Below are 23,882 nucleotides of genomic sequence, written 5' to 3' on the forward strand. Positions count from 1 at the left end.
CAATGACCTCCCAGCACCCACCCGTCGAGCACTTCATCCTTCACCTCAGTGACACCCACTTCGTCGGCGACTCAGAACTGCTGCACGGTGCGATCGACAGCGACGCAAATCTCGAGCGGCTCTTCGAAGACTTCGCGCGCACCCAGGCGCGGCCTGAGGCGATCGTCTTCACCGGCGACCTCGCCGACACCGGTCGTGAAGACGCCTATCGGCGCCTGCGGGCGCTCGTCGAACCCGCCGCGGCAGCCATCGGCGCTCGGGTGATCTGGGTCATGGGCAACCACGACACCCGCACCCCCTTCCGCAAGCACCTCCTGGACTCCGACGCTGGGGAGGAGAGCGTCGACATGGTGCACGACGTGAACGGGTTGCGGATCATCGCGCTCGATTCCACCGTGCCGGGCGAGCACTACGGCGAGATCACCGATGCGCAGTACGCCTGGCTGGCGGAGGTGCTCGCAACGCCGGCGCCGCACGGCACGCTGATCGCGCTGCACCATCCACCCGTGCCCTCGTTGCTCGAGCCCATCTCCTTCGTCGAACTCCGCGACCAGCAGCGCTTTGCGCAGGCGATCTCCGGCACCGACGTTCGAGGGGTGCTCGGTGGACATCTGCACTTCAACACGTTCAGCGAGATCGGGGGTGTTCCGGTGTCAGTGGCCTCGGCGACCTGCTACACCCAGGACCTCAACGTACCCGCCGGTGGCATGCGCGGCCGCGATGGCGCACAGGGGTTCAACCTCGTGCACTTGTACGACGATCGCGTGATGCACACCGTCGTTCCGATCGGCGAGTTCTCGACCGTGTACGAGATCACCGCCGAGCAGATGCTGGCGTGGTCCGAGCTCTCGCTCGACGAAGTCAGCGAGGAGATGGCGCGCACAGCCGATCAGCCTGAACCGACCTCCGTCTGAATCGATTCGTGACGGGGCGGCCACGCCGCATCGGCGCTCCCGCCCCGTCACCGTTGCACCGCCCATAGAGAGAAACGGATTCCCGTTGTTCATCCAGGTCCCCCCTCCGCAGGTGCTCCCGGCAGCAGTCGAGACCGCCATCGCTGGTTCGCCCGCACACGCGCCCCGCGATTCAGCGCCCATGCCGGCGAAACGCGCTCGCCGCCGACGATTCGAGGTGGCTCCGTATCTGTACGTGCTGCCGGCCACGTTGCTGCTGATCATCTGGACGTATGCCCCGCTCATGCAGACGTTCGAGCTGTCGTTCTACGACTGGAACCTGATTCCGACGGTGCCGAAGACTCCCGTCGGGTTCGAGAACTACACCACAGTGCTCTCACTGCCCGAGCTGCATCAGGCGCTGTGGAACACCCTCGTCTACACCCTGGCGTTCCTCGTGATCTCGGTGGCGCTTCCCGTCGTCTTCGCGCTCATCGCTCGGAGAGTCGATGGGCGGGCCAAGACGGTCTACCAAGCACTGATCTTCGTGCCGTTCCTCGTGACACCCGTCGCCACAAGCGCGATCTGGCGATGGATGTTCGCCCCGGAAGGCGGCACGATCCCGGCCATCGCGCGTTCGCTCGGTTTCGACATGGGCAACGTCTTCCGCGAGCCCGACTCGTCGCTCTGGGCGGTCGTTGTGATCGTGGGGTGGCAAATGCTCGGATTCGGCATGCTCGTCGTCTCGGCCGGGCTCGCGGGAATCAGCCCTGACTACGGCCATGCCGCCGCGACCGATGGGGCGCGTGCTGGGCAGATCACCCGCAGGATCACGCTTCCACTGCTCTCGCCGTCGCTCGTCTTCCTCGGCCTCATGACCATCCTGCTGTCCGCGCAGTGGACGTTTCCGATCATCGATCTCGCGACGCAGGGCGGGCCGGCAGGATCCTCGACGAACATCTACTACCTCCTGTACCAGTTCGGCTTCCGAAACTTCGACGCCGGCCTCTCCGCCGCCGCCGGCACCGTCTTCTTCATCGGGTTCGGACTCATCGCGCTCCTCTTCGTCGAGCTGTCCGAGCGCTTGAGCTTCCACGACAATTAAGGATCCATCGCATGAGCTTCTCCCTGGTCGCCCCGCAGCATGCCGAGGTCGACGAAACGCCCTTCGCGGCTCGCAGGTCCCGTGGCTCCGCCCGCGACTCCGCGACTCGTGCAGGTGCACGATCCCGATCGCGCCGCCGCATCGGGAGTATCCCTGCCTACGTCATCCTCACGGTGCTCGCAATCGTGTCGATCTTCCCGATCTACTGGATGTTCGTCACCGCATTCAGGCCTGCCGATCAGATGCTTTCGACGAACCCGCTACCAGGGCCCTTCAGTCTGGAGAACTTCGAGTACGTGCAGCAGACCATCCCGATTCTCGGGATGCTGGGCAACACGTTCGGCATGGCGCTGCTCCTCGCAGTCGGGCAGCTGCTCATCGCGATCCTCGCCGCCTACGGGTTCGCTCGCTGGAGCTTCCGCGGGCAGAAGATCCTCTTCCTGCTCTTCGTGGGCTCGTGGCTCGTACCGTTTCAGGTCACGATGATTCCGAACTACGTACTGATCTCCCAGCTCGGTCTTCTGAATACGATCGTCGGCGTCATGGTGCCCCAACTCGCAGCGGCGTTCGCGGTCATGCTGCTGCGCCAGCACCTCGAGTCCTTTCCGCGCGAGCTGCTCGATGCGGCCGACATGGACGGTCGCGGCCCCTGGCGGACGCTCTGGGAGGTTGTCGTGCCGAACCTGCGTCCTGCGCTCGCCGCGCTTGCGATCATGCTGTTCATCAATGCGTGGAACGAGTACCTGTGGCCCTCGCTGATCATGCAGCAGTCGAACGACCTGATCCAGGTGGGCATTCGCGGGTTCCTCGGGGCCGAAGGCAACAACTGGGGAGCGGTCATGGCCGCGAGCGCGATGGCGTGCCTGCCGATCTTCATGATCTATCTCTTCCTCCAGCGCTACGTCGTCGACGCCTTCGTGCGCTCTGGATTGAAGTAGCCGGTCCGTGCGCGGGCGCGTCCACGTCCACACGCGCCCGCGCTCGGCCCCGAACTCCCAGACACCCCGAACGTACAATGGAGACGTGAGCGACAAACTGCTGCATTTGGTGCGCCATGGCGAGGTGCACAACCCGGATCGCGTGCTGTACGGCCGCCTTCCGGGTTTCCGCCTGTCAGAACGCGGTCATCAGATGGCGGAGGCCGCAGCACTCGAGTTGGCGGGCAGCGACCGGGTCGTCACCAAGCTCTTCGCTTCGCCGCTGGAGCGCGCGCAGCAGTCGGCGCGTCCGATCGCAAGCGCGCTGAGCCTCGAGATCGCGACCGAGGAACGCATCATCGAGCCGACCAATGCGTTCGAGGGCATGGTCAGCTCCGGCGCCGACCGCGCCTTCACGAAGCCGCAGTACTGGTATCGCTACCTCAATCCGTTCCGTCCGAGTTGGGGCGAGCCGTACCGGCAGATCGCGGATCGCGTGCGCTCGGCGATGAACGACGCCTGGGATTCGACGCGCGATGGCGACATCGTGATGGTGTCGCACCAGTCGCCGATCTGGATGGCGCACCTCGACATCACCGGAAAACCCCTGTTCCATAATCCATCATCGCGACGTTGCGACCTGTCGAGCATCACCACCTTCGAGAAGCGCGGCGAGCGCTGGTTCGAGGTCGACTACCGTACCCCCGCCGCCGGTCTGATCGACGACGCCGTAGATGTAGGAGCCGTATGAGCCTGCGACGCACCGCAACCGCTGTTACCCTGACGCTCTCGGCCGCACTCGTGCTGGTCGGCTGCAGCAGCGAGGGCGCCGACCTCGCCTCGCAGTACCAGGAAGGGAGCGACAAGGGCTACGTCTCCGGAGACGGCTCCGCGCTGAGCATCCCGGTGTCGGAGCGCACCGATCCTGTCGAGTTCTCCGGTGTGGACGAGAGCGGCGAGACGTTCGGCTCCGATGACACGGCCGGCGAGGTGACGGTCGTGAACTTCTGGTACGCCGGGTGCGCTCCGTGCCGCGTCGAGGCCCCCGATCTGGTCACCGCATTCGATGAGTACTCGGATGCTGGCGTGCAGTTCGTCGGTGTGAACACGCGCGATCAGGTGGCTCAGGCGCAGCAGTTCTCGCAGGAGTTCGACATCGAGTACCCGTCGATCATGGACAACGCGGGCGGCCGGTCCGTGCAGCGCGCCTTCGCCGGCCAGGTGCCGCTCAACGCGGTGCCGACGACCCTGGTGCTGGATCGCGAGGGCCGAGTGGCGCACCGCGTGCTCGGGCAGCTCGCGAGCGCCTCTCAACTGAGCACCTTGATCGACGAGACGCTCGCCGAATCGAGCGACACCGCCGGCGAGCAGTAGCGGTGGAGCACATCGTCGCCGACGGACAACTGCTCGTCGCATCGCTCGTCGCAATCGCCGCTGGGCTGCTCTCGTTCCTCTCCCCGTGCGTGCTGCCGCTCGTCCCCGGCTACCTCGCGTATGTTGGCGCGACCGCGGCAGCCCACGGAGCGCAGCGCGGGGTGGCGACTGCCGGGTCTGTCCCTGGAGCGCGCGCGCCGCGCGGTCGGGTGCTGCTCGGCTCGGTGCTGTTCGTGCTCGGCTTCACCGTCGTGCTCGTCGCGTTTCTCGCGGCCGCGGGAACGGTCGGAGTGTGGCTCCTCGAGTGGGAGTCCGTGATCACTCGAGTCATGGGCGCGGTGATCATCGTGATGGGGCTCGTGTTCGTCGGGCTCTTCAATCGGATGCAGACGACGAAGAAGATGCGCATCAAGCCGAAGCTCGGGCTCGCTGGGGCGCCGCTCCTGGGCGCGGTGTTCGCCGTCGGATGGACGCCCTGCATGGGCCCGACGCTCGGCGTGATCATGACGTTGAGCTTGCAGCAGGGCTCGGTGGCTCGATCGGTCGTGCTGGCGATCGCCTATTGCATCGGTCTCGGCCTCCCCTTCATCCTCGCCGCGCTCGGCTTCGGGTGGCTCACGCGGACCATGACATTCTTCAAACGGCATATTCGTGTCGTGAACCTGATCGGCGGCGGGCTGCTGATCCTCATCGGTCTCCTCATGGTGACCGGCCTCTGGAGCAAGATGATGTACGCACTGCAGGCGGTGATTGGCGGCTATGTCACGCCCCTCTGATTACGACGACGGAACCGGCGCGGGCGGGTCGCTTCGCGCCGAATCGCCCGAGCTCGGTTTCACCGGCTGGATGCGGTGGTTCTGGCGGCAGCTCACGAGCATGCGCGTCGCGCTCGTGCTGCTCCTGCTGCTCGCCGTCGCGGCGATCCCCGGTTCACTGGTGCCGCAGCGCAGCGCCGACCCGAACGGCGTGGTGCAGTACCAGGCCGATCACCCCAAGCTCTTCCCGATTCTGGACGCCTTCCCGATCCAGGCGTTCGACGTGTACGGATCGGTGTGGTTCTCCGCGATCTACCTGCTGCTCTTCATCTCGTTGATCGGCTGCGTCATCCCGCGCATCACGCACCATTGGAAGGCGTGGCGCGGCCGACCCCCGAAGACGCCGGCTCGCCTCGAACGCATGGCCGGTTTCTCCGAGGTGCGTCTGGTGAATCCCGAGGCCAGCGACGAGGATCGCGCGGCCTTCGCCGAGCGCGCCGTCGAGGAGGCCGCTCACCTCCTGAAGAAGATGCGCTACCGCACCGAGATCCAGCGCGTCTCGCGTCGCGGCGTGGAGACCGTGTCGGTCTCGGCCGAGCGCGGGTACCTGCGTGAGACCGGCAATCTGCTCTTCCATATCTCCCTGCTCGGCGTGCTCATCAGCGTGGGCGTCGGTGGGATCTTCACCTTCAACGGGCAGAAGGTGCTCGTCGAAGGGGAGACGATGGTGAACCAGCTCATCGACTACGACACGGTGAACACGGGCCGGGCGTTCGACTCGACGAGCCTCGACCCGTTCGGCTTGAAGCTCGACTCGCTCGACGTCACGTACGTCACGCCCGATGACGGCAACACGCACGCGATCGGTCAGGTGCGCGACTACACGGCGAACCTCGAACTCATCGACCCCGAGGACGGAAGTGTCAGCGACGAGACGATTCAGGTGAATCACCCGTTGCGCGTGCACGGCTCCCCGATATACCTCATCGCCAATGGGTACGCTCCGCGGATCACCGTGAAGAACGCGGAGGGCACCGTCGTCTACAGCGAGGCGATGCCGTTCATTCCGCAGGACAACATGACGATGACCTCGCTCGGCGTCGTGAAGGTGCCGTACGGCATCACCGATGCAGCGGGGGATCAGGTGCAGGTCGGCCTGCGCGGCTTCTTCTACCCGACCAAGGCCGATCTCGACACGGGCGCCTATACATCGAATTACCCCGACCTCGAGAATCCGGTGCTCACACTCGACGTGTTCGTCGGCGACCTCGGCATCGACGACGGTGTGCCGCGCTCCGTGTATTCACTCGACACGTCGAACATGGAGCAGCTCACCGGGCGCGCGATCGACGCGGAATCGATCGAGCTCGTGCCGAGCTCGACCGCCGAGCTGCCGAACGGGATGGGCACGATCACGCTCGACGACGTGCCGCGCTACGCGTCGTTCGACGTGATGCGCAATCCGGCGCAGACCTACGTGCTCGTGTTCGCCTTGCTCGCGCTCGGCGGCCTGGTGTGGTCGCTGTTCGTCGCGCGTCGTCGCATGTGGGTGAAGGCGGTTCCCACCGAAGACGGCCTGGTGCTCCAGTACGCGGCGCTCGCCCGCGGAGACGACCCTGCGCTCGAGCGGGCGGTCGAGGAGCTGCGCGACAAGCATCGCGACCGCCTCTAGCGGGAGCCTCCCGTGCCGCGCGCGGGGCGCCGCCAACTACTTCGCGTCGTTGACCGCCGAGACCTTCTGCGAGAAGTAGACCGGGATCAGTGAGAGGAGGATCATCACGGTCGCCACCACGTTCACCTGGTTCACCTCATTGGGCCGCGCCATCTGGTTCATGATCCAGAGGGGGAGGGTCTCGACGCCCGGGGGAGCGGTGAAGATCGTCACCACGATCTCGTCGAACGAGAGTGCGAACGCCAGCAGGCCGCCCGCGATGAACGCGCTGCGGAACTGCGGGAACGTGACGAGCCGGAAGGTCTGCCCGATGCCGGCTCCGAGATCCATCGAGGCCTCGTCGAGGTTCGGGTGCATGCGGCGCAGGCGGGCGATCACATTGTTGAAGACCATGACGACGCAGAAGGTGGCGTGAGCGATGATCATGCCCCAGTAGCCGACGTTGATGCCCATGGGTTTCAGCACCTGGAAGTACGTGTTCGAGAGCGCGACACCGGTGACGATGCCGGGAAGGGTGATCGGCAGCACGATGAGCAGGTTGACGGTGTGCTTGCCGAAGAAGTTGAAGCGCTGCAGCGCGAACGCGGCGAGCGTGCCGAGCAGCAGGGCGAACGCCGTCGCGACCGAGGCCACGATCACCGAGTTCAGCAGGGCGGCGTGCACGGCGGGATTCGTGAGGGCCTTGCCCCACCACTCCAGCGAGAAGCCGGGGATCGGCCAGCCCGAGACGCGGCCCGAGTTGAACGAGTTCATGACGATCACGAACAGCGGAATGTACATGAACCCGAGCGCGATCACCGTGATGACGGCGAGCGCGACGCGCGTGGTGCGGTTCAGACGAAGCATGGCGGTCTCCTGCGAATCTCGGTCAGAGGTTGTTGAGCGCGCCGGTGCGGCGCACCGCGCTCAGGTAGATGATGACGAGCACGATCGGCACGAAGGAGAATGCCGCGGCGAGGGGCGGATTCAGATTGATGTTCTGCGCGATGATGCTGCCGATCATCTGCGTCGAGCCGCCCACGTACATCGCCGCGATGTAGTCGCCGAGGCTCAGTGAGAACGTGAATACGGAACCGGCGATCAGTGCGGGGAGGAGGAGCGGGGCGACGATGGTGCGGATCGTGCGGGCGCCGCTTGCGCCCAGGTCGGAAGAAGCGTCGAACAGATTGGTCGGGATCTGCGACACGGCGGCGTATACCGGAATCGCCATATAGGGGAACCAGAGGTAGACGAGGGTCAGGATGACGGTCAGGGTGCCGAAGCCGGGGCCCGTGATCCCGAAGGGCGATAGCGCCCAGTTGAAGAATCCCTCATCGGTCCACACGAGGCGCATGGCGATGATCTTCACGAGATAGCCCGCCCAGAGCGGCAGGGTGACGAGCACGGCGAGTGCGGCCCGGAGTCTCGGCCCCGCGACTTTCGCCATGAACACGGCGAGCGGAATGGATACGGCGGCGCAGATCGCGGTGACCGCGAGGGCGATTCCGAGTGTGCGCAGCGCCGTCGACAGGTAGGCCGGAACGGTGACGAGCTGCTCGAAGTTCTCGAGCGTGAACCCCGGCTTCACCCGCGAGGTGAACGGGTCGGTCGTCCAGAATGCGGTCATCAGCAGGAGCACGAGCGACAGGATGTACACGCCGAGCAGCCACGCCATCGGCAGCGTCAGCAGCGATGCGAGTCGGCCGCGCGGGTGACGGTAGAGCGCTGTCGACACCGGTTTGGTGCGGCGCTCGAGGGTCGGCTGGTTCGACACGATGGTTCCTCACTGACGGGTCGTGGTGTGGCGGGTGGGGCGGGTGACCGGGGCGGCGTGCCCCGGTCACCCGCCGTCGGGCGGTCAGCCCTTGACGGTTGCCCAGGCGCTGGTCCAGTCCTGGTAGTTGGTGCACTGCACATCGGTGCGGCCATCGAGGCACTGGTCGATCGGGGTGGTCCAGAACCACACCTGCTCGAAGTACTCCTCGTCGGTCGCATTGAAGTACTCGCAGTGCTCGCGGGCTTCGTCGCTGGTCTCGCAGAACGCGGCGTTGGCGGGCGCCATGCCGAAGTTCATCGCGATCTGCCCGTTCACCTCCGGGCTGCTCGTGTAGTCCATCCACGCGTACGCGCAGTTCGGGCTCTCGGATTCGGCCGCGAGCATCCACGCGTCGGACCACCCCGTCGAGCCCTCCTCGGGGAGCACGCTCTTGAACTTCTCATCCTGCGTGGCCTTGCGCAGCACCTCCCAGGAGGTGCCGACGACCGAGTTGCCGCCGGTGAACGACGTCACGTTGGTGGCGGGCGACCAGTACTCGGAGACCATGGTGTTCTGCTGCTGCAACAGCTCGACCGCTGCCGCCAACTGCTCTTCGTCGAGGGCGTACGGGTTCTCGATGCCGAGGTCGGGCTGCGTCGCCATGAGGTAGATCGCCGCATCTGCGATGTAGATGGGGCTGTCGTAGGCGGCGATGTTGCCGGCGTACGGGCTGTCCTCCTCCCACACGACGTCCCAGCTGGTCGGTTCTTCGGTGACGACGTCCGAGTTGTACTCGAGGATGTTCGCGCCGCGGCCGATCGGAATGCCGTAGACGTTGCCGTTGAGGGTGTCGTAGAGCTGGCCCTTCATCCCCTCGACGATGTCGTCGCCGAAGTTCGGAATCAGCTCCGTGTTGAGCGGCTGCACGTTGCCGTCGACGATCAGTCGCAGACTCGCGTCGCCGGAGGCCGAGACGAGGTCGTACTCACCGGTGCGCATGAGCTGGACCATCTCGTCGCTCGTCGCCGCCACCTTGCGGTTGACCTTGCACCCGGTCTCGGCGGTGAATTCGTCGGCCCACGCGGGCTCCACGAATCCGGACCAGGCGACGATGTTGAGCTCGGACTCCATGTCTCCGAGCGACTCGAGCGCGGGGAGGTCGGGGACGTCGATCGAGATCTCTCCCGGTGCGGACTCACCGCCGCTGCTGGAACAGCCCGAGAGGGCGAGTCCGGCGGCCGCGACGAGCGCCGCCGGGATGGCGAGTTTCTTGTGCATCGTTACTCCTTCGTAGGCGATTGGGTATTGCGGGGGTGTCTGGGTGCGGGTCAGGCGCTGGGCACGACGACCGCGTGATCGCGGGCGAACCGGAGGCTCACGGCGTCTCCGCGCGAGATGCTCGGGCTGGTGCGCGGCGTGTGCGTGTTCTGCGCTTCTGAGATGAAGCGGGTGCCGCTGGCGGTCTCGACCAGGTAGCGCGTGTGCGCGCCGGCGTAGACGGTCTCGAGGATGGTGCCGGGGAGCGCGATGTCTGCAGGGTCGAGTGGGGCGGTCGGGTCGACGAGCCGCACGCGCTCGGGGCGCACGCTGTGAGGGGTGCGTTCGCCGAGGATGCGCTGCGCTGCGTCGTCCGCGAGGAGGTTCGTGATGCCGAGGAATCTGGCGACGAACTCGGTGCGGGGGAACTCGTACACCTCGCGCGGACTGCCGACCTGCTCGATCTTCCCGTTGTTGAACACGGCGACTCGGTCGGAGAGCGTGAGCGCTTCCTCTTGATCGTGCGTGACGAACACGAACGTGATGCCGACCTCGCGCTGGATCTGCTTGAGTTCGAATTGCATCTGCTCGCGCAGCTGCTTGTCGAGGGCGCCGAGGGGTTCGTCGAGCAGGAGCACCTTGGGGCGCAGAATGAGGGCGCGAGCGAGGGCGATGCGCTGGCGCTGGCCTCCGGAGAGCTGCGCGGGCGAGCGGTCGGCGACGTGCGCGAGCTGCACTTGCTCGAGCGACTCCGCCACGAGACGACGGCGCTCGGCGGCGGAGACGCCGCGGACTTTGAGTCCGTACGCGACGTTCTCGGCGATGGTGAGATGCGGGAAGAGCGCGTAGTCCTGGAAGACCGTGTTGACGTCGCGGTCGAACGGCGCCGACTTCGTGACGTCGGTTCCGTGGAGCAGGATCGAGCCTGCGGTGGGCTCCTCGAAGCCGGCGATCATGCGGAGCACGGTCGTCTTCCCGGATCCCGAAGGCCCGAGCATCGAGAAGAACTCGCCGGCGCCGATCTCGATGTCAAGGTCGTTCACGGCGACGAGGTCGCCGAACTGTTTGCGAACGCCGCGCACCGATACGGCGATGTCCCCCTGCGGTACTGGGGTGGGGGCGTGGTGTGTCATACGGTTGCTCCTCAACGTCGCTGTCGGCCCGATAGATGAAACATAACATATGGGTTTATAGGATTAGAGCGCGCTCGGAGTTCTCCGCATCACGGTTTGATCACGGAGTGGCGGCGGCGAAATCTCAGTTCGCTCGTGACACACTCGGTACGTTCGCGAGAATCGGAGGAGAACGGTGAGCGCTCAAATGCCGTCCGCGCCCCCGAGCCGGCTCCGCACGGCAGCGCTCGCGCCGATCGGCGACGAGGGCCGCATCGAGCTGGTCGAATCCAGGATCGTCCAGGCGATCTCGGTCGGCGCCTTCACCGAAGGCGAGCGGCTCCCCAGCGAGACCGAGCTCTCGGCCCTGCTCGGAGTCGCCGTGGTGACAGTTCGCGAAGCGCTGAGCGGATTGCGCCACCGCGGCCTCATCGAAACCCGGCGCGGTCGCAACGGCGGCAGCTTCGTGCGCCCGAGTCACGGCTCCGTCGAGGAGGTCAATGCGCGCGCACTGCAGGCGATGCCGCGCGTCGCGCTCGCCGACCTCGCCGTGCACTACGAGGCCGTCTGCTGCGCCTGCGCCGAATACGCGTGCCAACGCTCGACGCCGGAGGAGATCGACGTCGTGGCCGCCGTGATCGAACGCGCTCGCGACCTCGATCGCGTCGCCTGGCGACGCCGCGTCACCGAGATCCAATTGGAGCTCGCGGCGCTCAGCCAGTCCGTGCGCCTCACCAAGGAACACGTGCGCGTGCAGACCGAGTTCACGCCCCTCCTCGCGCTCCAAGACCTCGACGAGGGAGCGCGACTGGCAACGCAACGTGCGCTGCTCGCGCAGATCCGCGCTACCCGTGCGCGCGACATCGACGCTGCGCGATCCGCCATCCGCGCATCGGTGCGCGCCTCGACCCGCTGGCTCGTGAGCCTCCGAACAGACTTGATCGCGGCGCCGCGCGATGCCGATCTTCGTGGCACACTGGAAGCGCGTCGTCGGGAGGGGTGACTCTCCGGCGACCTCAAAGAAGAGGAAGAGAGTGCCGTGACCGCCGCGCCTGATATTGCAGATGCCCCGCTCCGGGTGGCCCTGCGCCACGTCGATGACTTCTTCGATGGAGTATTCGCTCCGCTCGACCGGTGGGTGCCGTCGCTGGCATCGGCCCTGCGCCGCGAATCCGAGGCGGGCCCGCTGACGGGCGCCCAGCTCGCCGCGATCGCCAAGCCCGGCGCCCACCAGGTGCTCGACACCGAGGGGCGTCCGCTCTACGGCGCAGGATTCTGCGCGAGTGAAGAGCTCGTCAGCGAGGGGAACCCGCTGGCGTGGTGGCAGGGGCCCGAGCGCGCGCTGCTCGCCTCGTCCACGTTCGGCCCGGGCCAGGCGGCGATCGACCTCATGCGGCTCGAGTGGTACCGGGTGCCGGAGGCGACGGGGGACCGGCACGTCGCGGGCCCCTTCGTCGACTACCTGTGCTCGAACGAGGTGACGATCACGTCGGCGGTTCCCGTGCTCGTCGGGGGTGACTTCTGGGGAGTCGTCTGCGCCGATGTCCTCGTGTCGTCGCTCGAGGACGCGCTGCTCCCGGTGTTCGACGGGCATCGGGGCTCCACGCTCGTGAACGCGAACGGCCGCGTGGTGCTGTCGAACGATCCCGACTTCGAAACGGGCGACCGGTACCCGGGAGCGGACCCCGAGGGCGGGCTGAGCGAGCTGGATCGCTCGAACGTCGACGTGCGGGTGCTCTCGTCTCAGCGCTACCCGTTCTCGCTCCTCGTCACCTCCTGAGAGGGGACGCGCGCTACAGCAGGTGCCCTCCGCCCGTCACCTTCATGCGGCTGACGAGGTTCTTCACATCCTGAGCTCGGCTCTTCGATGTCACGAGCAGCACATCCGCGGTGTCCACCACGACGACATCCTCGACCCCGACGAGTGCGACGAGCCGGCTGCTCTCCGAGACGACGATGCCGCTCGACGCATCCGAGAGCACCTGCGCGCCATCGCCCAGCACCGCCAGATCACTGCCGCGACCCCGGGTGAGCAGGTTCGCGACCGAGGCGAAGTCGCCCACGTCGTCCCAGTCGAAGTGGGCCGCGACGCAGACCATCTTGCCGGCGGAGGCCGCGGGCTCTGCGACGGTGTAGTCGATTGCGATCTTCGGAAGGGTGGGCCACAGGCGCTCGCGAACGTCGGCGCCGCGCTCCGTGTCCCATGCGGCAGCGATCTCGCGCAGCGATTCGACGAGCGCTGGCTGCTGGAGGGCCATCTGCTCGAGCAGCACCGACGCGCGTGCGATGAACATTCCGGCGTTCCACAGGTATCCGCCGTTCGAGAGGTATCCCTCCGCCTGCGCGGCGTCGGGCTTCTCGACGAACTCCGTCACGTCGTACACGTCGAAGGGCGCCAGATCGCGACGCGCGTCACCGGTCGAGATGTACCCGAAGCCGGTCGCGGGGTGCGAGGGGTGGATGCCGATCGTGGCGATGTATCCCTGATCCGCGGCCTGCACCGCCGTGGTCACGGCGCGCTGGAACAGCACGTCCCCCCGAATCACGTGGTCTGCCGCGAAGGAGCCGAGGATCGCGTCGGGGTCGCGCAGTTCCAGGATCGCGGCCGCGAGACCGATGGCCGACGACGAGTCCTTCGGCTCGCTCTCGGTGACGAGGTTCTCGCCGAGCAGTTCGGGCAGCTGCTCGGCGACGGAATCCCGGTGCGAGATGCCGGTCACCACCATGGTGCGCTCCGCCGGCACGAGCGGGGCGAGCCGATCCCACGTCGCCCGGAGCAGTGAGTCGCCGGACCCGGTGAGGTCGAGCAGGAACTTGGGGGCGTTCGCCCGCGATAGCGGCCAGAGCCTGGAGCCGACGCCGCCCGCCGGAATCACGCACGTGAGGCGTTCAATGGCTGGGATGCGCGCAGAGCTCTCGGTCATGCGCTCAGCCTACTGCGCGGCCCCAGGAGATCGACTCGCCTGCGGCACTGCGCTCCTGTGGAACGCCGAGCGGATTCTCGTCGAGCAGCGCAGCGGGCAGGTATGCGCTCGGCGCATTCTGGAAGGCGACCGGGCGGAGGAATCGCCCGAGTGCTGCGGTGCCGACCGAGGTGCTCGCGTCGTTCGTCGTCGCCGGCCACGGCCCGCCGTGCTGCTGAGCGGGCGTCACCGCGACGCCCGTCGGCCAGCCGTCGAAGAGCACCCGGCCCGCATGTTTGGAGAGCTCGGTGACCAAGTCTGAGAGCGCGGCGTCGGCTCCGGCCGCGGCCGTTCGCTCGTGCTCGCCCAGGTGGACGGTGCCGGTGAGGGACCCGGTGATGAACTCGCCGACGAGCGGAGCGAGCGGCGTGCCAGCCGGCACCTCCACGATGACGGAGAACGGGCCGAAGTGCTCCTCTGCGAGGACCTCGCTGTTGGCGCGCAGCGTCTCCAGGGTGACCCGCACGATCGTCGGGGTGACCCATCCGTTCCCGGCCTCGTCCACGCGGCTCGTGCCGATGACGACCGGCTGCACCCCGTCGACCGCGAGCACGCGATCCACGTCCTCGAGGTAGGTGTCCGTGATGCGCGGACCGAGGAGCCGATGCTCGCTCGTGCCGAGTTCCGAGGCGCCCGCGGCCGCGAGCGCTTCGAGGAACGCGTCGTCGACTGCGGCGAACAGGAGTCCGGGCTTCGTGCACAACTGGCCTGCCGATCCCGCCACGCTCGCAAGATACTCGGAGGCGAGTGCCGGACCGCGCGAGGCGAGCGCCTCGGAGGTGACGAAGACCGGGTTCACGCTGCCGAGCTCGCCGTAGAACGGGATCGGCGCGGGGCGCGCCGCCGCGACGCCGGCGAGGATGCGGCCTCCGTGCGTCGAACCCGTGAACGACCCGGCGCGGACTCTGGGGTCGCGCAGCGCGGCGACTCCGGTCTGCTGTCCGTGGATGAGCTGGAGCGTGCCTGCGGGCAGCCCGCGGTCTGCGATGACGCGCTGGGCGAGCGCTGCCGTCGCCTCCGACAACTCGGGATGCCCTGAATGAGCTTTGACGATCACCGGGCATCCGGCGGCGAGAATCGCCGCTGAATCGCCCCCGAGCACGGAGAACGCGAACGGGAAGTTGGACGCCGAGAAGTTGAGGACCGGCCCAACGGGAATGTGCGTGCGACGCAGGTCGGGGCGCGCGCCGAGCACGAACTCGGGATCGGCTTCGTCGATGCGCGCGTCCAGGTGCGCACCGGAGACGACGGCGTCGGCGAAGAGCCGGAGCTGCACCGCGGTGCGCGTGACTTCTCCGCCGAGGCGAGCAGGGGTGAGCCCGGTTTCCGATTCGGCGATCGTGATGAGACGATCGCGTTCGGCATCGAGCGCATCGCCCAGTGCGGTGAGGAGTGCGGCTCGCGACCGCGGAGGGAGGGCCGCCAGAACGGGCGCCGCGGACGCCGCACGGCTCAGAATCTGTTCGAGTGCTTCGGGTGAGGTGTGCACGATGATCTCCGTTTCACTGCTGAGTGGTGGTGCTGGTGCTGCTGCTGGGTTCGGCGGTGCCTGAGCGGGACGCCCGGCGCCGACGGACGGGCTCGCGCTCAGTCACCGGTGGGGTGGAGCGCCACGGTGAGATCGATCTCCACGGTGGCGTTCTTGGGGAGCCGGGGCACGCCGAGCGCGGTTCGCGCGTGACGGCCGGCTTCACCGAGTACCGCTCGGAGGAGCTGCGACGCCCCCTCGGCGACGGCCGGCTGGTCGTCGAAGTCGTCGCCGCTCGCGACGTACACCTGCAGCTTCAGCAGTTGCGCGACGCGGTCGAGTCCGACGGACTGCTCGATCTGGGCGAGCGCGTTGAGCGCGCACAGTTCCGCAGCCTGTCGACCGCGTGCGGCGTCCTCTCCCGATCGCACGGCCCCGGTGAATGCGACCCCGCCATCGCGTTTGGGGATCTGACCCGACACGTAGGCGATGTCGTTCCGCACGAGTACGGGGTCGTACGAATACGAGCCGGCTGCGACCTGCGGCAGCCGATGCCCGAGGGCGGTGAGGCGCTGCTCGGAAGTGGTGGGGTGAGTGGGCGATGCGCTCATCACTGAGCTCCTGTTCCTCGGGGAGCGGATGGAGTGGTGCAGTCCGGTGCGCCGACGCGTCGGCGCGGGCTGGGGCGGAACATGCGGCCTCTGCCAGTGAAACCCTGGACATTGTGTCGCGTCCAGTATCGTTTTTAGCTGGAGCGATGCGGTATTGGTATTGTCGGCAGAAATTCCCAATCACTGCCTGGTCGATGCCTCCACGGACTTAATGGATGCTGAAAGAGTGTTAGACAGGTATCTTGAACGGCTTCAATACTGATGGTCATGCTTCGTCCGCCTCATCGTCGAGGACTCGTCGAGAGTGGATGCGCTTCCGAAACGACTCGCCCAGAGCTGGTCGCCACACGTCGAAATTGGGAAGGCCATGAACATCGATACTTCGAAGCACACGTCGGTCGGGGATCAGCAGAGCATCGCCGCTCCCTCGAGTCTCACAGAGACCATCTCCATCGCCCCGGCCGCGCGCAAGCGCGTCCTGCCCAGCGGGGTCGACAAAGCCGTCAAGGCGGCCATCGGCATGCTCGCGATCCTCGCCATCTGGGAACTCATCGTTCGCGTCTTCCAGATACCGACCTACCTGCTCGTCGGGCCCATCGCCGCGTTCGAGAAGCTCTTCGCTCAGCCCGACTACTTCGCCCACCACGCCTGGGTGACCGTGACCGAGGCGCTCGCCGGCTTCGCGCTCGGCACGGGGCTGGGGGTGCTCTGCGGAGCGACGCTCTTCTACATCCCGGCGGTGCGCCACTTCTTGTATCCGGCGCTCATCGCAGTGGACACCATCCCCAAGGTGGCGCTCGCGCCGCTGTTCATCGTCTGGTTCGGATTCGGGTTCGAGTCGAAAGCATTCGTCGCGATGGCGATCGCCTTCTTCCCACTCGTCATCAACACCTTCGACGGGCTCTCGGCCGTGCCGAACGAGCTGAAGGAGCTCGCGCGCATCAACAACGCGAGCGCCTGGATGCGCATGCGGAAGATCGAGTTCTGGTACGCGCTCCCGTCAATCTTCTCCGGTGCCAAGATCTCCATCTCCCTCGCGGTCGGCGGCGCCGTGGTCGGCGAGTTCATCGCCGGCACCGACGGACTCGGCCAGGTGATCCTCCGAGCGAACGCGCAGAGCGATCTCGCCACGATGTTCGCCGCGTTCATGGTGCTCGCCGCCATCTCGCTCCTGCTCTTCTATCTCATCACCGTGATCGCGGCTCGACTGCTGCCGTGGCGCAATCACGTCAAGTAGCGCTTTCGATCCGCACCGCTCCGCAGCATCTCCGCTCTAGAAAGGAAGCCCGCACATGCGCGCACAGAAATCAACGGTCGCGGCAATGATCGCCGCCACCGCGCTCCTCGTGACCGGCTGCGCCGGTTCCGGCGCAGCCGGCGACAGCGGCACCGACCAGGTCAACTTCATGCTCGACGTCGCCGTACTCCCGAAGCACGCCCCCTTCTACGCCGCAGTGGATGCCGGGTTCTACGAGGCCGAGGGCATCGAGGTCGAGATCATGCCGGGCTCGGGATCGGCGAACACAGTGGCCTCCGTCGACACCGGCCGCGTCGACTTCGGATGGGCCGACTACAACGTCTCCATCCTGAATCGGGCCCAGGGCGCATCGATCCGCCAGATCAACCTGGTGCAGGGCAAGTCGGCCTACGCCGCGCTGGCACTGCCCGATTCCGGAATCTCGGACTGGGACGATCTCAAAGGAAAGACCGTCGCGACCGAGGGCAACGGCGCCATGGTCGCGATGTGGCCAGCGGTGCTCGACAAGCTCGGGTGGAGCGAGGGCGACGTCGAGATCGTCTCGGCGGCCGGGGAGGCGAAGATCCCGGGCCTCATCGCAGGCCAGTGGGATGCGAACCTCGCGCTCTCCGTCTCCGACGGGCCGACGCTCATCGCGGAGGGCTACGACCCGGTGATCCTCAACTGGGCTGATCTCGGGCTGCTCTACTACGGCAACGGCGTCATCACCTCAGACCAGACCATCGACGAGAACCCGGAGCTCGTCGAGCGTTTCAACCGAGCGACGCAGCGAGGGTTCGCCTGGGCATGCCAGAACCAGGAGGAGACCGCGAAGTCGTTCGACGCGAAGGTGCCGGGCTTCGACGAGGCCGCCGTCGCCGACGCGATCTCGGGCCAGTGCGATCTGATGTGGGACGACGAGAACACGGAGAACGGGTTCGGCACCATGAGCGATGCGGGGGTGCAGAAGCAGATCGATCTCGCCGCGGAGTACCTCGGACTCGAGAATCCCGACGACATCTCGCCCGCCGACATCTACACGAACGAATTCCTCGAGCCCCTCGGACCCGACGAGCAGATCGAGGCGCCGACCGCGTGAGCGGGTGGCGGAAAGGACACCGATCATGACGATCACCGAACCGGTCATCAGCGTCCGAGATGTGGGGATGACCTACACCGCCAGGGGCGGCGCGAGCAATACCGTACTGCGCGGCTGCGATTTCGACATCGCCCCGGGCGAGTTCGTCTCCATCGTGGGCCAGTCGGGCGGCGGCAAGACCACGCTGCTCAAGATCATCTCCGGGCTCCTCGAGAACACGGAGGGGGAGGTGCTCGTGCGCGGACGCGGAGTGAAGGAGGCCCTGCGCGACATCGCGATGGTCTTCCAGAGCCCCACCCTGCTCCCATGGCGCAACAATCTCGCCAACGTGCTGCTGCCGATGGAGTTCCGCAAGCGCTCCAACAAGGAGGCGAAGGCGCACGCACTCGAACTGCTTGAGCTCGTGGGTCTCGGCGACAAGGCGAAGAACTACTCGTACGAGCTGAGCGGCGGCATGCAGCAGCGCGTCTCGATCTGCCGAGCCCTGGTCTCGCACCCCGAGATCCTGCTCATGGACGAGCCCTTCGGCGCGCTCGACGCCATGACGCGCGACCAGATGAACTTCGAGCTGCAGCGCATCTGGCAGGAGACGAAGCGCAGTGTGCTGTTCGTCACTCACAGCATCCCAGAGGCGGTGTGGCTCGCGGATCGCGTGCTCGTCGTCGGGGATCGGCCCGGCCGCATCATCGCCGACATCAAGGTCGACCTGGCGAGGCCCCGCACCAAAGACACACGATACGCCGACGAGTTCGCGGAACTCGTCTCGCAGGTCGAGGGGCTTCTCGGCGTCGAAGCCGGAATCAGCTGACCGACAATCACGAAGCAGTTAGGAAGATACGCACTATGGCAAGAATCATCTGCGACCCGCAGGCAGTCACCGAGCGCTACGGTTTCGTCCCGAACGATCGCCTCCTATTCTCTGCGATTCGCCTCGACTCGTTCCCGTTCGTCACGCCGCTCATCTTCGAGGACGCCGGCACCGAGTTGATGCTCGCCCGTCAGCAGGAGCAGGGCAACATCGTGACCGGTGGCGGCGTCGACCCCGAGCGGATCCGCTTCTACGAGCCCTGGGTCACGATCGATCCCCGGCCGGTCGCCGACTTCCCGGCTGCCGCGAGTCTTCCGGCTCTCGTCAAGGAGCTCGTGGGAGAACGGCCGGTCGACCTCGATCCCCGTGCTCCGTATACGCACTACCTCAAGCTCAGCGGTGAGGTCGACGTGCGCGTCGACCTGCCCGGAGCGCGACCGGTGCACGTGTACGAGGTCGATCAGGCGGCGGTGCTCGCCCGATTCGCGGTTTGGCGCGCTGCAGGAATTCCCGTCGCCGAGCGGCTCATCTCGGAGGTCGGGCACCTCGTCGGCCTGGAACGCGAGCTCTCGGCCGATGCCGACACCAGGTTCTCCGCGCTGTCCGACGTCGCGGACCAGCTGGGGGTCGACGCGATCCTGCTGTCTTCGGCTCCGAACTACTCGGAGGTCACGGGTACGGTCTGGCAGCCGGGAACCGTCGCGCTGTGGGCCGACGGGCGCGTATTCGTGATCGCGGAGCAGCAGCTGCGCGGGATCGCGGGAACGCCCGCTGGCGCCTACGATTCGACGGCCGAGGCCATCGCGGCGGTCGCGACCGGTCCCCGGATCGCCTTCGAGGAGCAGTGGGAGCAGTGCGCGCTCGGCATCCGCCTCACCGATGCCGGCTCCGTGCTGGTCTCCGCCTCCCGGGCGCTCGGCTCGTGGCGCGATGAGCGCGACGCCGAAGACCTGCCGTTCCAGGTCATCGCCGCCCGCGCCTCGACCACGGCGATCGAGCAGACGGTCGCCTGGGCCCACGAGCACCTCGATGCTGGCGAGACCTTCACCGAGAACGTGCTCTACGCCCGCTACCTGGAGTATCTCGACCGCTTCCGCAACGAGCAGCGCATTCCATTCGGCATCGAGCCCTACTTCACCAACCTGCACTCGTCGCAGCGCATGCTCTTCCCCGGTCCGCCGACGGAGTTCCCGCTCGACGCATCCACCACGTGCATCCAGCTCGACGCCGGCGTGAAGATCGTGATCGACGGCGTGGTGGTCGCGACGAGCGACATGGCGCGTTCAGTGCTGCGCACTCCCGAGGGCCGGGAGGCCTACGAGATCCTGACGCACGCGGTGCGCGAAGTCATCATTCCGCAGTTGCGCCCAGGCGTGATCTGCGAGGACGTCCATGCGAGAGCCCTCGAGCACCTCGCGACGGTGCGGCCGAGGATGCAGGAGATCGGTCTGCTCGGCGACGAGGTCGACTTCGACGTCGAGTACAGCAAGCGCAACGTCGGCCACCTCATGGGCAAGCAGGAGTCATTCGCGAACGAGCTGCGACCGGGATACCGGTTCGTCTTGCGCGAGGGCTCGTACGGCGCGGCCGAGATCCCGTGGCGCTACGACCGCCATGCGATCGGCACCGAGGACCTCTGGTACATCGGGCGCGACCGCACCTACAACCTGACGCTGCGCGAGCAGTAGGACTCCGAGGGCTACTGGGCCTCAGCCGCCTCGCGGAGCTCGTGGACGATTCGCCGGGTCAGGGGCCGGGTGTCGTCCTCGCGCCAGACGGCGTGCAGTTCGATGGGCCGCGGTTCGCTCGTGACGAGCGGCGCGTAGGTGACGCCGGCGATGCCGAGCGTGGCCGCGGATTCCGGAACCAGGGCCACACCGGTGCCTGCGCCGACCAGGGCGACCATCGTCGACACCTGACTGACCGTGAACCGGTGCTTCCACCGGGAGATCGGCATCATGCGCGTCGCGATGTCGTAGAAGTAGCGCGCCTCGACGGGCGAGTGCATGATGATGTCCTCGTTCGCCAGGTCCTCGACTCCGATGGGACTCGTGCGGCGCGACAGGAGATGGCCCTCCGGCAGTGCGACGAGCAGCCGCTCGCGATGGATGCGCCTCGAACCGAAATGGGCGGGGTCGAAGGGCGGTCGACCGATCGCGACGTCGATCTCGCTCTTCGTGAGCGCGTCGAGCTGGTGGGTGGTGACCATCTCCTGCAATTCGATGGTCACGTCGGGAAGCGCGTGGGAGAGGCGCGCGAGCAGGGGGCCGAGCAGCGTGAACGCGCTCGACGCGGTGAACCCGATGCGGACGACGCCCGAGAGCCCCGCAGCGACCGTGCGCGCGATCTGCGGGGCCCCGTCGGCGATGGCCAGGATGCGGCGGGCCTCATCGAGAAACGCGCGACCGGCGTCGGTCAGCTCGACGCGGCGGTTGCTCCGGCGCAGCAGTTGCACGCCGACGATCGCCTCCAGGCGCTGGATCTGCCTGCTGAGCGGCGGCTGGGTCATCTGGAGCCGTTCGGCGGCTCTGCCGAAGTGCAGTTCCTCGGCGACGGCCACCAGGGCGCGCACCTGATCAAGCGTGTACGACACGTGCTCTCCTTCGCTCACCGCGGCCCGATCGCCGTCCTGGTAACCATACCTTCCGTGCATGAAATGATCCATAACGGATGTTGGACAGGTATCTATTCTCCAACCTAGCGTGAAGGCATCGGATCCCCAGCATCCTGATCGCCCGCTGCGACGGTGCGTTTCCCACATTCTCGGAGGTTGAACGTCGTGCCCAATTTGGAACCCGCTGCACTCGCGAGTCAGATCGGATCCGGACTGCTCTCATTCCCGGTCACCCACTTCGACGCGGAGCAGGAGTTCGCCGAGGCGACCTACCGCGAGCACATCGAATGGTTGAGCGCCTACCCGGTCGCCGGGCTCTTCGCCGCAGGCGGAACGGGCGAGTACTTCTCGCTCACACTCGACGAAGTCTCACGCGTCGTCTCCGCCGCCGTGCAGCAGGTCGGAGGCCGCACCGCGGTGCTCGGCCCGGCGGGTGGCTCGGTGCGCGCGGCAGTCGAGCAGGCGCGGGCCGTCGAAGCGGCAGGCGGAGACGGCATCCTGCTGTTCCCGCCCTACCTGACCGAAGCCGGGCAGGAAGGTCTCGCGGCATACGTGGAGGCCGTGTGCCGGGCCACCACGCTGGGCGTCATCGTCTACCACCGCGCGAACGCCCAGTACTCCGCCGAGACCCTCGTGCGCCTCGCGGATCGGCTGCCGAACTTCATCGGCTTCAAAGACGGCGTCGGATCGATCGAGCAGATGACCCAGATCTACTCGACGCTGGGCGATCGGCTCACCTACGTCGGCGGGCTGCCCACAGCAGAGACATTCGCCCTGCCGTACCTGGAGCTCGGCGTCACGACCTATTCGTCGGCGATGTTCAACTTCGTCCCGGACTTCGCCATCGACTTCTACAACGCCGTGCGCCGTCGCGACCACGCATCCGTCTTCGCAGCGCTGCGCGACTTCGTCCACCCGTATCTCGACGTGCGCAACCGCGTTCCCGGATACGCGGTGTCGATCGTCAAGGCCGGTCTCGATGCCGTGGGTCGGACCGGAGGGCCCGTGCGCCCACCGCTGCAGGAGCTCACCCCTGAGGATCGCAGGGATCTGGCGCAGGTCATCGAGCGAGCGGCGGTTCCCGCGCTCGTCTGAGCCGCGTGAATCATCGTTCGCGGTGCGAACCACGGAGCCGGGCGTGCGGAGCGCGCCCGGCTCCGTCTCGTCTCTGCAGCGGACGACCGCGACACGAGGCTGCATCATCAGACGAGCACAGGCGTCTCCCGGCCATCGGGCGCGTGCAGGAGCGCTCACGAAAGGTGTCATAATGGTTCCGCAGTGGATTCTCAGCCATGCTTGGTGACGGGGGTTCCCGCACATGGCGAGATGGCTATGTCAGCCGCCGGGTGACTCTCGGCGAAGCCCGACGAAGGAGGAAGCCCGTGTCAGCCCAAACGGCAGCAGCCGCACCGGTGGCGAGGAAGAAGGTCCGCCCTGGCGGCACCCTCTACCGCGGTAACGAGGGAATGTGGTCCTGGGTGCTGCACCGCATCACGGGTGTCTCCATCTTCTTCTTCCTGCTCGTGCACGTGCTCGACACCGCCCTCGTGCGGGTCAGCCCAGAGGCGTACAACGCCGTCATGAGCACGTACAAGACTCCGGTGATGGGCCTCGGCGAGGCCGTGCTCGTCGCGGCGATCGTCTTCCACGCCTACAACGGCATCCGCATCATCCTCGTCGACTACTGGAGCAAGGGCGCAAAATACCAGCGCACCATGTTCTGGGTCGTGATGGGGCTCTGGGCGGTCACCATGGCCGGCTTCCTGCCCCGCCACCTGATGAACGTATTCGGTCACTGAGCGCGAGGAGAACAGACATGTCATTGACGATTGATGCTCCGCGCGCGAAGACGCCGGCGAAGAAGCGCACCAACTGGGAGAAGTGGGGCTGGGTCTACATGCGCGTTTCGGGCGTGCTGCTGATCGTGCTCGTGTTCGGCCACCTCTTCTCGAACCTCATGATCGGCGACGGCGTGCACGCCATCGACTTCGGTTTCGTGGGCGGCAAGCTCTCGCAGCCGTTCTGGAAGGTGTGGGACACCCTGCTCCTCTGGCTGGCGCTGATCCACGGCGCGAACGGCATGCGCACCATCGTGAACGACTACGTGACCCGTCCGCGTCTCGCCCAGGGATTCAAGGTCGCGCTGTTCCTGTCGGCCGCCCTGCTCATCCTGCTCGGCACCTTCGTGATCTACACCCTCGACCCCTGCCCCGCGGGAGCGGACCCGGCGCTCGTCGCGTCATTCTGCCCGACGCCGTAACC

Annotated in this window: 24 protein-coding genes; 16 read left to right on the plus strand and 8 right to left on the minus strand. The window is 66.8% G+C overall.

Going from position 1 to position 23,882, the window contains the following annotated elements; translation table 11 throughout:
- Positions 1 to 2: 2 nt before the first annotated feature.
- The 7 genes from JSQ98_RS12685 (at position 3) to resB (ending at position 6,716) form a co-directional block, all read left to right on the plus strand.
- Complete coding sequence (locus JSQ98_RS12685) at positions 3 to 914, plus strand: phosphodiesterase (RefSeq protein WP_249290833.1); 912 nt, start codon at positions 3 to 5, stop codon at positions 912 to 914.
- A gap of 217 nt (positions 915 to 1,131) precedes the next feature.
- Entirely contained in the window at positions 1,132 to 1,998 is an 867-nt protein-coding gene (locus JSQ98_RS12690; RefSeq protein ID WP_346728795.1) for a carbohydrate ABC transporter permease, read from the plus strand.
- Between the two features lie 11 nt (positions 1,999 to 2,009).
- Positions 2,010 to 2,936, plus strand: coding sequence for a carbohydrate ABC transporter permease (locus JSQ98_RS12695; RefSeq protein ID WP_090146500.1), 927 nt, complete (start codon positions 2,010 to 2,012; stop codon positions 2,934 to 2,936).
- Between the two features lie 85 nt (positions 2,937 to 3,021).
- The gene (locus JSQ98_RS12700; RefSeq protein WP_200330244.1) at positions 3,022 to 3,666 is read left to right on the plus strand and encodes a histidine phosphatase family protein; all 645 of its coding nucleotides are present in this window, start codon (positions 3,022 to 3,024) and stop codon (positions 3,664 to 3,666) included.
- A complete protein-coding gene (locus tag JSQ98_RS12705) occupies positions 3,663 to 4,289 on the plus strand; it encodes a TlpA family protein disulfide reductase (RefSeq protein ID WP_090146505.1) in 627 nt (208 codons plus the stop codon). The genes JSQ98_RS12700 and JSQ98_RS12705 overlap by 4 nt, the downstream gene beginning before the upstream one ends.
- A gap of 2 nt (positions 4,290 to 4,291) precedes the next feature.
- Complete coding sequence (locus JSQ98_RS12710) at positions 4,292 to 5,065, plus strand: cytochrome c biogenesis CcdA family protein (RefSeq protein WP_211650007.1); 774 nt, start codon at positions 4,292 to 4,294, stop codon at positions 5,063 to 5,065.
- Entirely contained in the window at positions 5,049 to 6,716 is a 1,668-nt protein-coding gene (gene resB / locus JSQ98_RS12715) for a cytochrome c biogenesis protein ResB (RefSeq protein WP_211650008.1), read from the plus strand. Before JSQ98_RS12710 ends, resB begins: the two co-directional genes overlap by 17 nt.
- A 36-nt stretch (positions 6,717 to 6,752) precedes the next feature.
- Here resB and JSQ98_RS12720 read toward each other — a convergent pair whose 3' ends face one another.
- The 4 genes from JSQ98_RS12720 to JSQ98_RS12735 all read right to left on the minus strand — a co-directional run bounded on the left by JSQ98_RS12720 (position 6,753) and on the right by JSQ98_RS12735 (position 10,841).
- Positions 6,753 to 7,562 carry an ABC transporter permease gene (locus tag JSQ98_RS12720; RefSeq protein WP_200330232.1) on the minus strand — a complete coding sequence of 270 codons (810 nt, stop codon included), beginning with the start codon at positions 7,560 to 7,562 and terminating at the stop codon, positions 6,753 to 6,755.
- Positions 7,563 to 7,584: 22 nt separating this feature from the next.
- Positions 7,585 to 8,469 carry an ABC transporter permease subunit gene (locus JSQ98_RS12725; protein ID WP_090146515.1) on the minus strand — a complete coding sequence of 295 codons (885 nt, stop codon included), beginning with the start codon at positions 8,467 to 8,469 and terminating at the stop codon, positions 7,585 to 7,587.
- An 84-nt stretch (positions 8,470 to 8,553) separates the two neighbouring features.
- Positions 8,554 to 9,729 (minus strand): extracellular solute-binding protein, encoded by a 1,176-nt coding sequence (locus JSQ98_RS12730; RefSeq protein WP_200330230.1) that lies wholly within the window; start codon positions 9,727 to 9,729, stop codon positions 8,554 to 8,556.
- A gap of 50 nt (positions 9,730 to 9,779) precedes the next feature.
- Complete coding sequence (locus JSQ98_RS12735) at positions 9,780 to 10,841, minus strand: ABC transporter ATP-binding protein (RefSeq protein WP_200330228.1); 1,062 nt, start codon at positions 10,839 to 10,841, stop codon at positions 9,780 to 9,782.
- Positions 10,842 to 11,016: 175 nt separating this feature from the next.
- Here JSQ98_RS12735 and JSQ98_RS12740 point away from each other — a divergent pair, with 175 nt between their 5' ends.
- Positions 11,017 to 11,823: a GntR family transcriptional regulator gene (locus JSQ98_RS12740; protein WP_090146520.1), complete on the plus strand. Its 807-nt coding sequence runs from the start codon at positions 11,017 to 11,019 to the stop codon at positions 11,821 to 11,823.
- Between the two features lie 36 nt (positions 11,824 to 11,859).
- Positions 11,860 to 12,600, plus strand: coding sequence for a PDC sensor domain-containing protein (locus tag JSQ98_RS12745; RefSeq protein ID WP_211650010.1), 741 nt, complete (start codon positions 11,860 to 11,862; stop codon positions 12,598 to 12,600).
- A gap of 13 nt (positions 12,601 to 12,613) precedes the next feature.
- On the opposite strand, the gene JSQ98_RS12750 is transcribed toward JSQ98_RS12745, so the two are convergent.
- The 3 genes from JSQ98_RS12750 to JSQ98_RS12760 form a co-directional block, all read right to left on the minus strand.
- Complete coding sequence (locus JSQ98_RS12750; RefSeq protein ID WP_211650011.1) at positions 12,614 to 13,744, minus strand: mannose-1-phosphate guanylyltransferase; 1,131 nt, start codon at positions 13,742 to 13,744, stop codon at positions 12,614 to 12,616.
- Between the two features lie 4 nt (positions 13,745 to 13,748).
- On the minus strand, positions 13,749 to 15,272 hold the full coding sequence (locus JSQ98_RS12755; protein ID WP_211650012.1) for an aldehyde dehydrogenase (NADP(+)): 1,524 nt from the start codon (positions 15,270 to 15,272) through the stop codon (positions 13,749 to 13,751).
- A 98-nt stretch (positions 15,273 to 15,370) separates the two neighbouring features.
- Positions 15,371 to 15,862 carry a RidA family protein gene (locus JSQ98_RS12760; RefSeq protein ID WP_211650013.1) on the minus strand — a complete coding sequence of 164 codons (492 nt, stop codon included), beginning with the start codon at positions 15,860 to 15,862 and terminating at the stop codon, positions 15,371 to 15,373.
- 367 nt (positions 15,863 to 16,229) lie between these two features.
- Between JSQ98_RS12760 and JSQ98_RS12765 the strand changes: the two genes are divergently transcribed.
- The 4 genes from JSQ98_RS12765 to JSQ98_RS12780 are packed head-to-tail and all read left to right on the plus strand — an operon-like array spanning position 16,230 to position 20,694.
- Complete coding sequence (locus JSQ98_RS12765) at positions 16,230 to 17,099, plus strand: ABC transporter permease (protein ID WP_211650014.1); 870 nt, start codon at positions 16,230 to 16,232, stop codon at positions 17,097 to 17,099.
- 55 nt (positions 17,100 to 17,154) lie between these two features.
- Complete coding sequence (locus JSQ98_RS12770) at positions 17,155 to 18,198, plus strand: ABC transporter substrate-binding protein (protein ID WP_211650015.1); 1,044 nt, start codon at positions 17,155 to 17,157, stop codon at positions 18,196 to 18,198.
- A 25-nt stretch (positions 18,199 to 18,223) separates the two neighbouring features.
- Positions 18,224 to 19,006: an ABC transporter ATP-binding protein gene (locus JSQ98_RS12775; protein ID WP_211650016.1), complete on the plus strand. Its 783-nt coding sequence runs from the start codon at positions 18,224 to 18,226 to the stop codon at positions 19,004 to 19,006.
- A 35-nt stretch (positions 19,007 to 19,041) separates the two neighbouring features.
- Entirely contained in the window at positions 19,042 to 20,694 is a 1,653-nt protein-coding gene (locus JSQ98_RS12780; protein WP_211650017.1) for a M24 family metallopeptidase, read from the plus strand.
- Between the two features lie 11 nt (positions 20,695 to 20,705).
- Here the strand turns inward: JSQ98_RS12780 and JSQ98_RS12785 are convergent, their stop codons facing one another.
- Positions 20,706 to 21,599: a LysR substrate-binding domain-containing protein gene (locus JSQ98_RS12785; RefSeq protein ID WP_200330213.1), complete on the minus strand. Its 894-nt coding sequence runs from the start codon at positions 21,597 to 21,599 to the stop codon at positions 20,706 to 20,708.
- Positions 21,600 to 21,785: 186 nt separating this feature from the next.
- Here JSQ98_RS12785 and kdgD point away from each other — a divergent pair, with 186 nt between their 5' ends.
- The 3 genes from kdgD to JSQ98_RS12800 all read left to right on the plus strand — a co-directional run bounded on the left by kdgD (position 21,786) and on the right by JSQ98_RS12800 (position 23,880).
- Positions 21,786 to 22,715, plus strand: coding sequence for a 5-dehydro-4-deoxyglucarate dehydratase (kdgD, locus tag JSQ98_RS12790; protein WP_090146537.1), 930 nt, complete (start codon positions 21,786 to 21,788; stop codon positions 22,713 to 22,715).
- A gap of 287 nt (positions 22,716 to 23,002) precedes the next feature.
- On the plus strand, positions 23,003 to 23,419 hold the full coding sequence (gene sdhC, locus JSQ98_RS12795) for a succinate dehydrogenase, cytochrome b556 subunit (protein WP_336662772.1): 417 nt from the start codon (positions 23,003 to 23,005) through the stop codon (positions 23,417 to 23,419).
- A gap of 17 nt (positions 23,420 to 23,436) precedes the next feature.
- Entirely contained in the window at positions 23,437 to 23,880 is a 444-nt protein-coding gene (locus JSQ98_RS12800; RefSeq protein ID WP_090146540.1) for a succinate dehydrogenase hydrophobic membrane anchor subunit, read from the plus strand.
- Positions 23,881 to 23,882 lie beyond the last annotated feature (2 nt).

It is taken from the genome of Leucobacter manosquensis (genome assembly GCF_018304845.1).
Lineage (GTDB): Bacteria > Actinomycetota > Actinomycetes > Actinomycetales > Microbacteriaceae > Leucobacter > Leucobacter alluvii.

Coding starts and splice junctions, on each gene's coding strand:
- JSQ98_RS12685 (WP_249290833.1), top strand. CDS start 3: ATGACCTCCCAGCACCCACCCGTCGAGCACTTCATCCTTCACCTCAGT.
- JSQ98_RS12695 (WP_090146500.1), top strand. CDS start 2,010: ATGAGCTTCTCCCTGGTCGCCCCGCAGCATGCCGAGGTCGACGAAACG.
- JSQ98_RS12705 (WP_090146505.1), top strand. CDS start 3,663: ATGAGCCTGCGACGCACCGCAACCGCTGTTACCCTGACGCTCTCGGCC.
- resB (WP_211650008.1), top strand. CDS start 5,049: ATGTCACGCCCCTCTGATTACGACGACGGAACCGGCGCGGGCGGGTCG.
- JSQ98_RS12720 (WP_200330232.1), bottom strand. CDS start 7,562: ATGCTTCGTCTGAACCGCACCACGCGCGTCGCGCTCGCCGTCATCACG.
- JSQ98_RS12730 (WP_200330230.1), bottom strand. CDS start 9,729: ATGCACAAGAAACTCGCCATCCCGGCGGCGCTCGTCGCGGCCGCCGGA.
- JSQ98_RS12735 (WP_200330228.1), bottom strand. CDS start 10,841: ATGACACACCACGCCCCCACCCCAGTACCGCAGGGGGACATCGCCGTA.
- JSQ98_RS12750 (WP_211650011.1), bottom strand. CDS start 13,744: ATGACCGAGAGCTCTGCGCGCATCCCAGCCATTGAACGCCTCACGTGC.
- JSQ98_RS12760 (WP_211650013.1), bottom strand. CDS start 15,862: ATGAGCGCATCGCCCACTCACCCCACCACTTCCGAGCAGCGCCTCACC.
- JSQ98_RS12765 (WP_211650014.1), top strand. CDS start 16,230: ATGAACATCGATACTTCGAAGCACACGTCGGTCGGGGATCAGCAGAGC.
- JSQ98_RS12770 (WP_211650015.1), top strand. CDS start 17,155: ATGCGCGCACAGAAATCAACGGTCGCGGCAATGATCGCCGCCACCGCG.
- JSQ98_RS12775 (WP_211650016.1), top strand. CDS start 18,224: ATGACGATCACCGAACCGGTCATCAGCGTCCGAGATGTGGGGATGACC.
- JSQ98_RS12780 (WP_211650017.1), top strand. CDS start 19,042: ATGGCAAGAATCATCTGCGACCCGCAGGCAGTCACCGAGCGCTACGGT.
- JSQ98_RS12800 (WP_090146540.1), top strand. CDS start 23,437: ATGTCATTGACGATTGATGCTCCGCGCGCGAAGACGCCGGCGAAGAAG.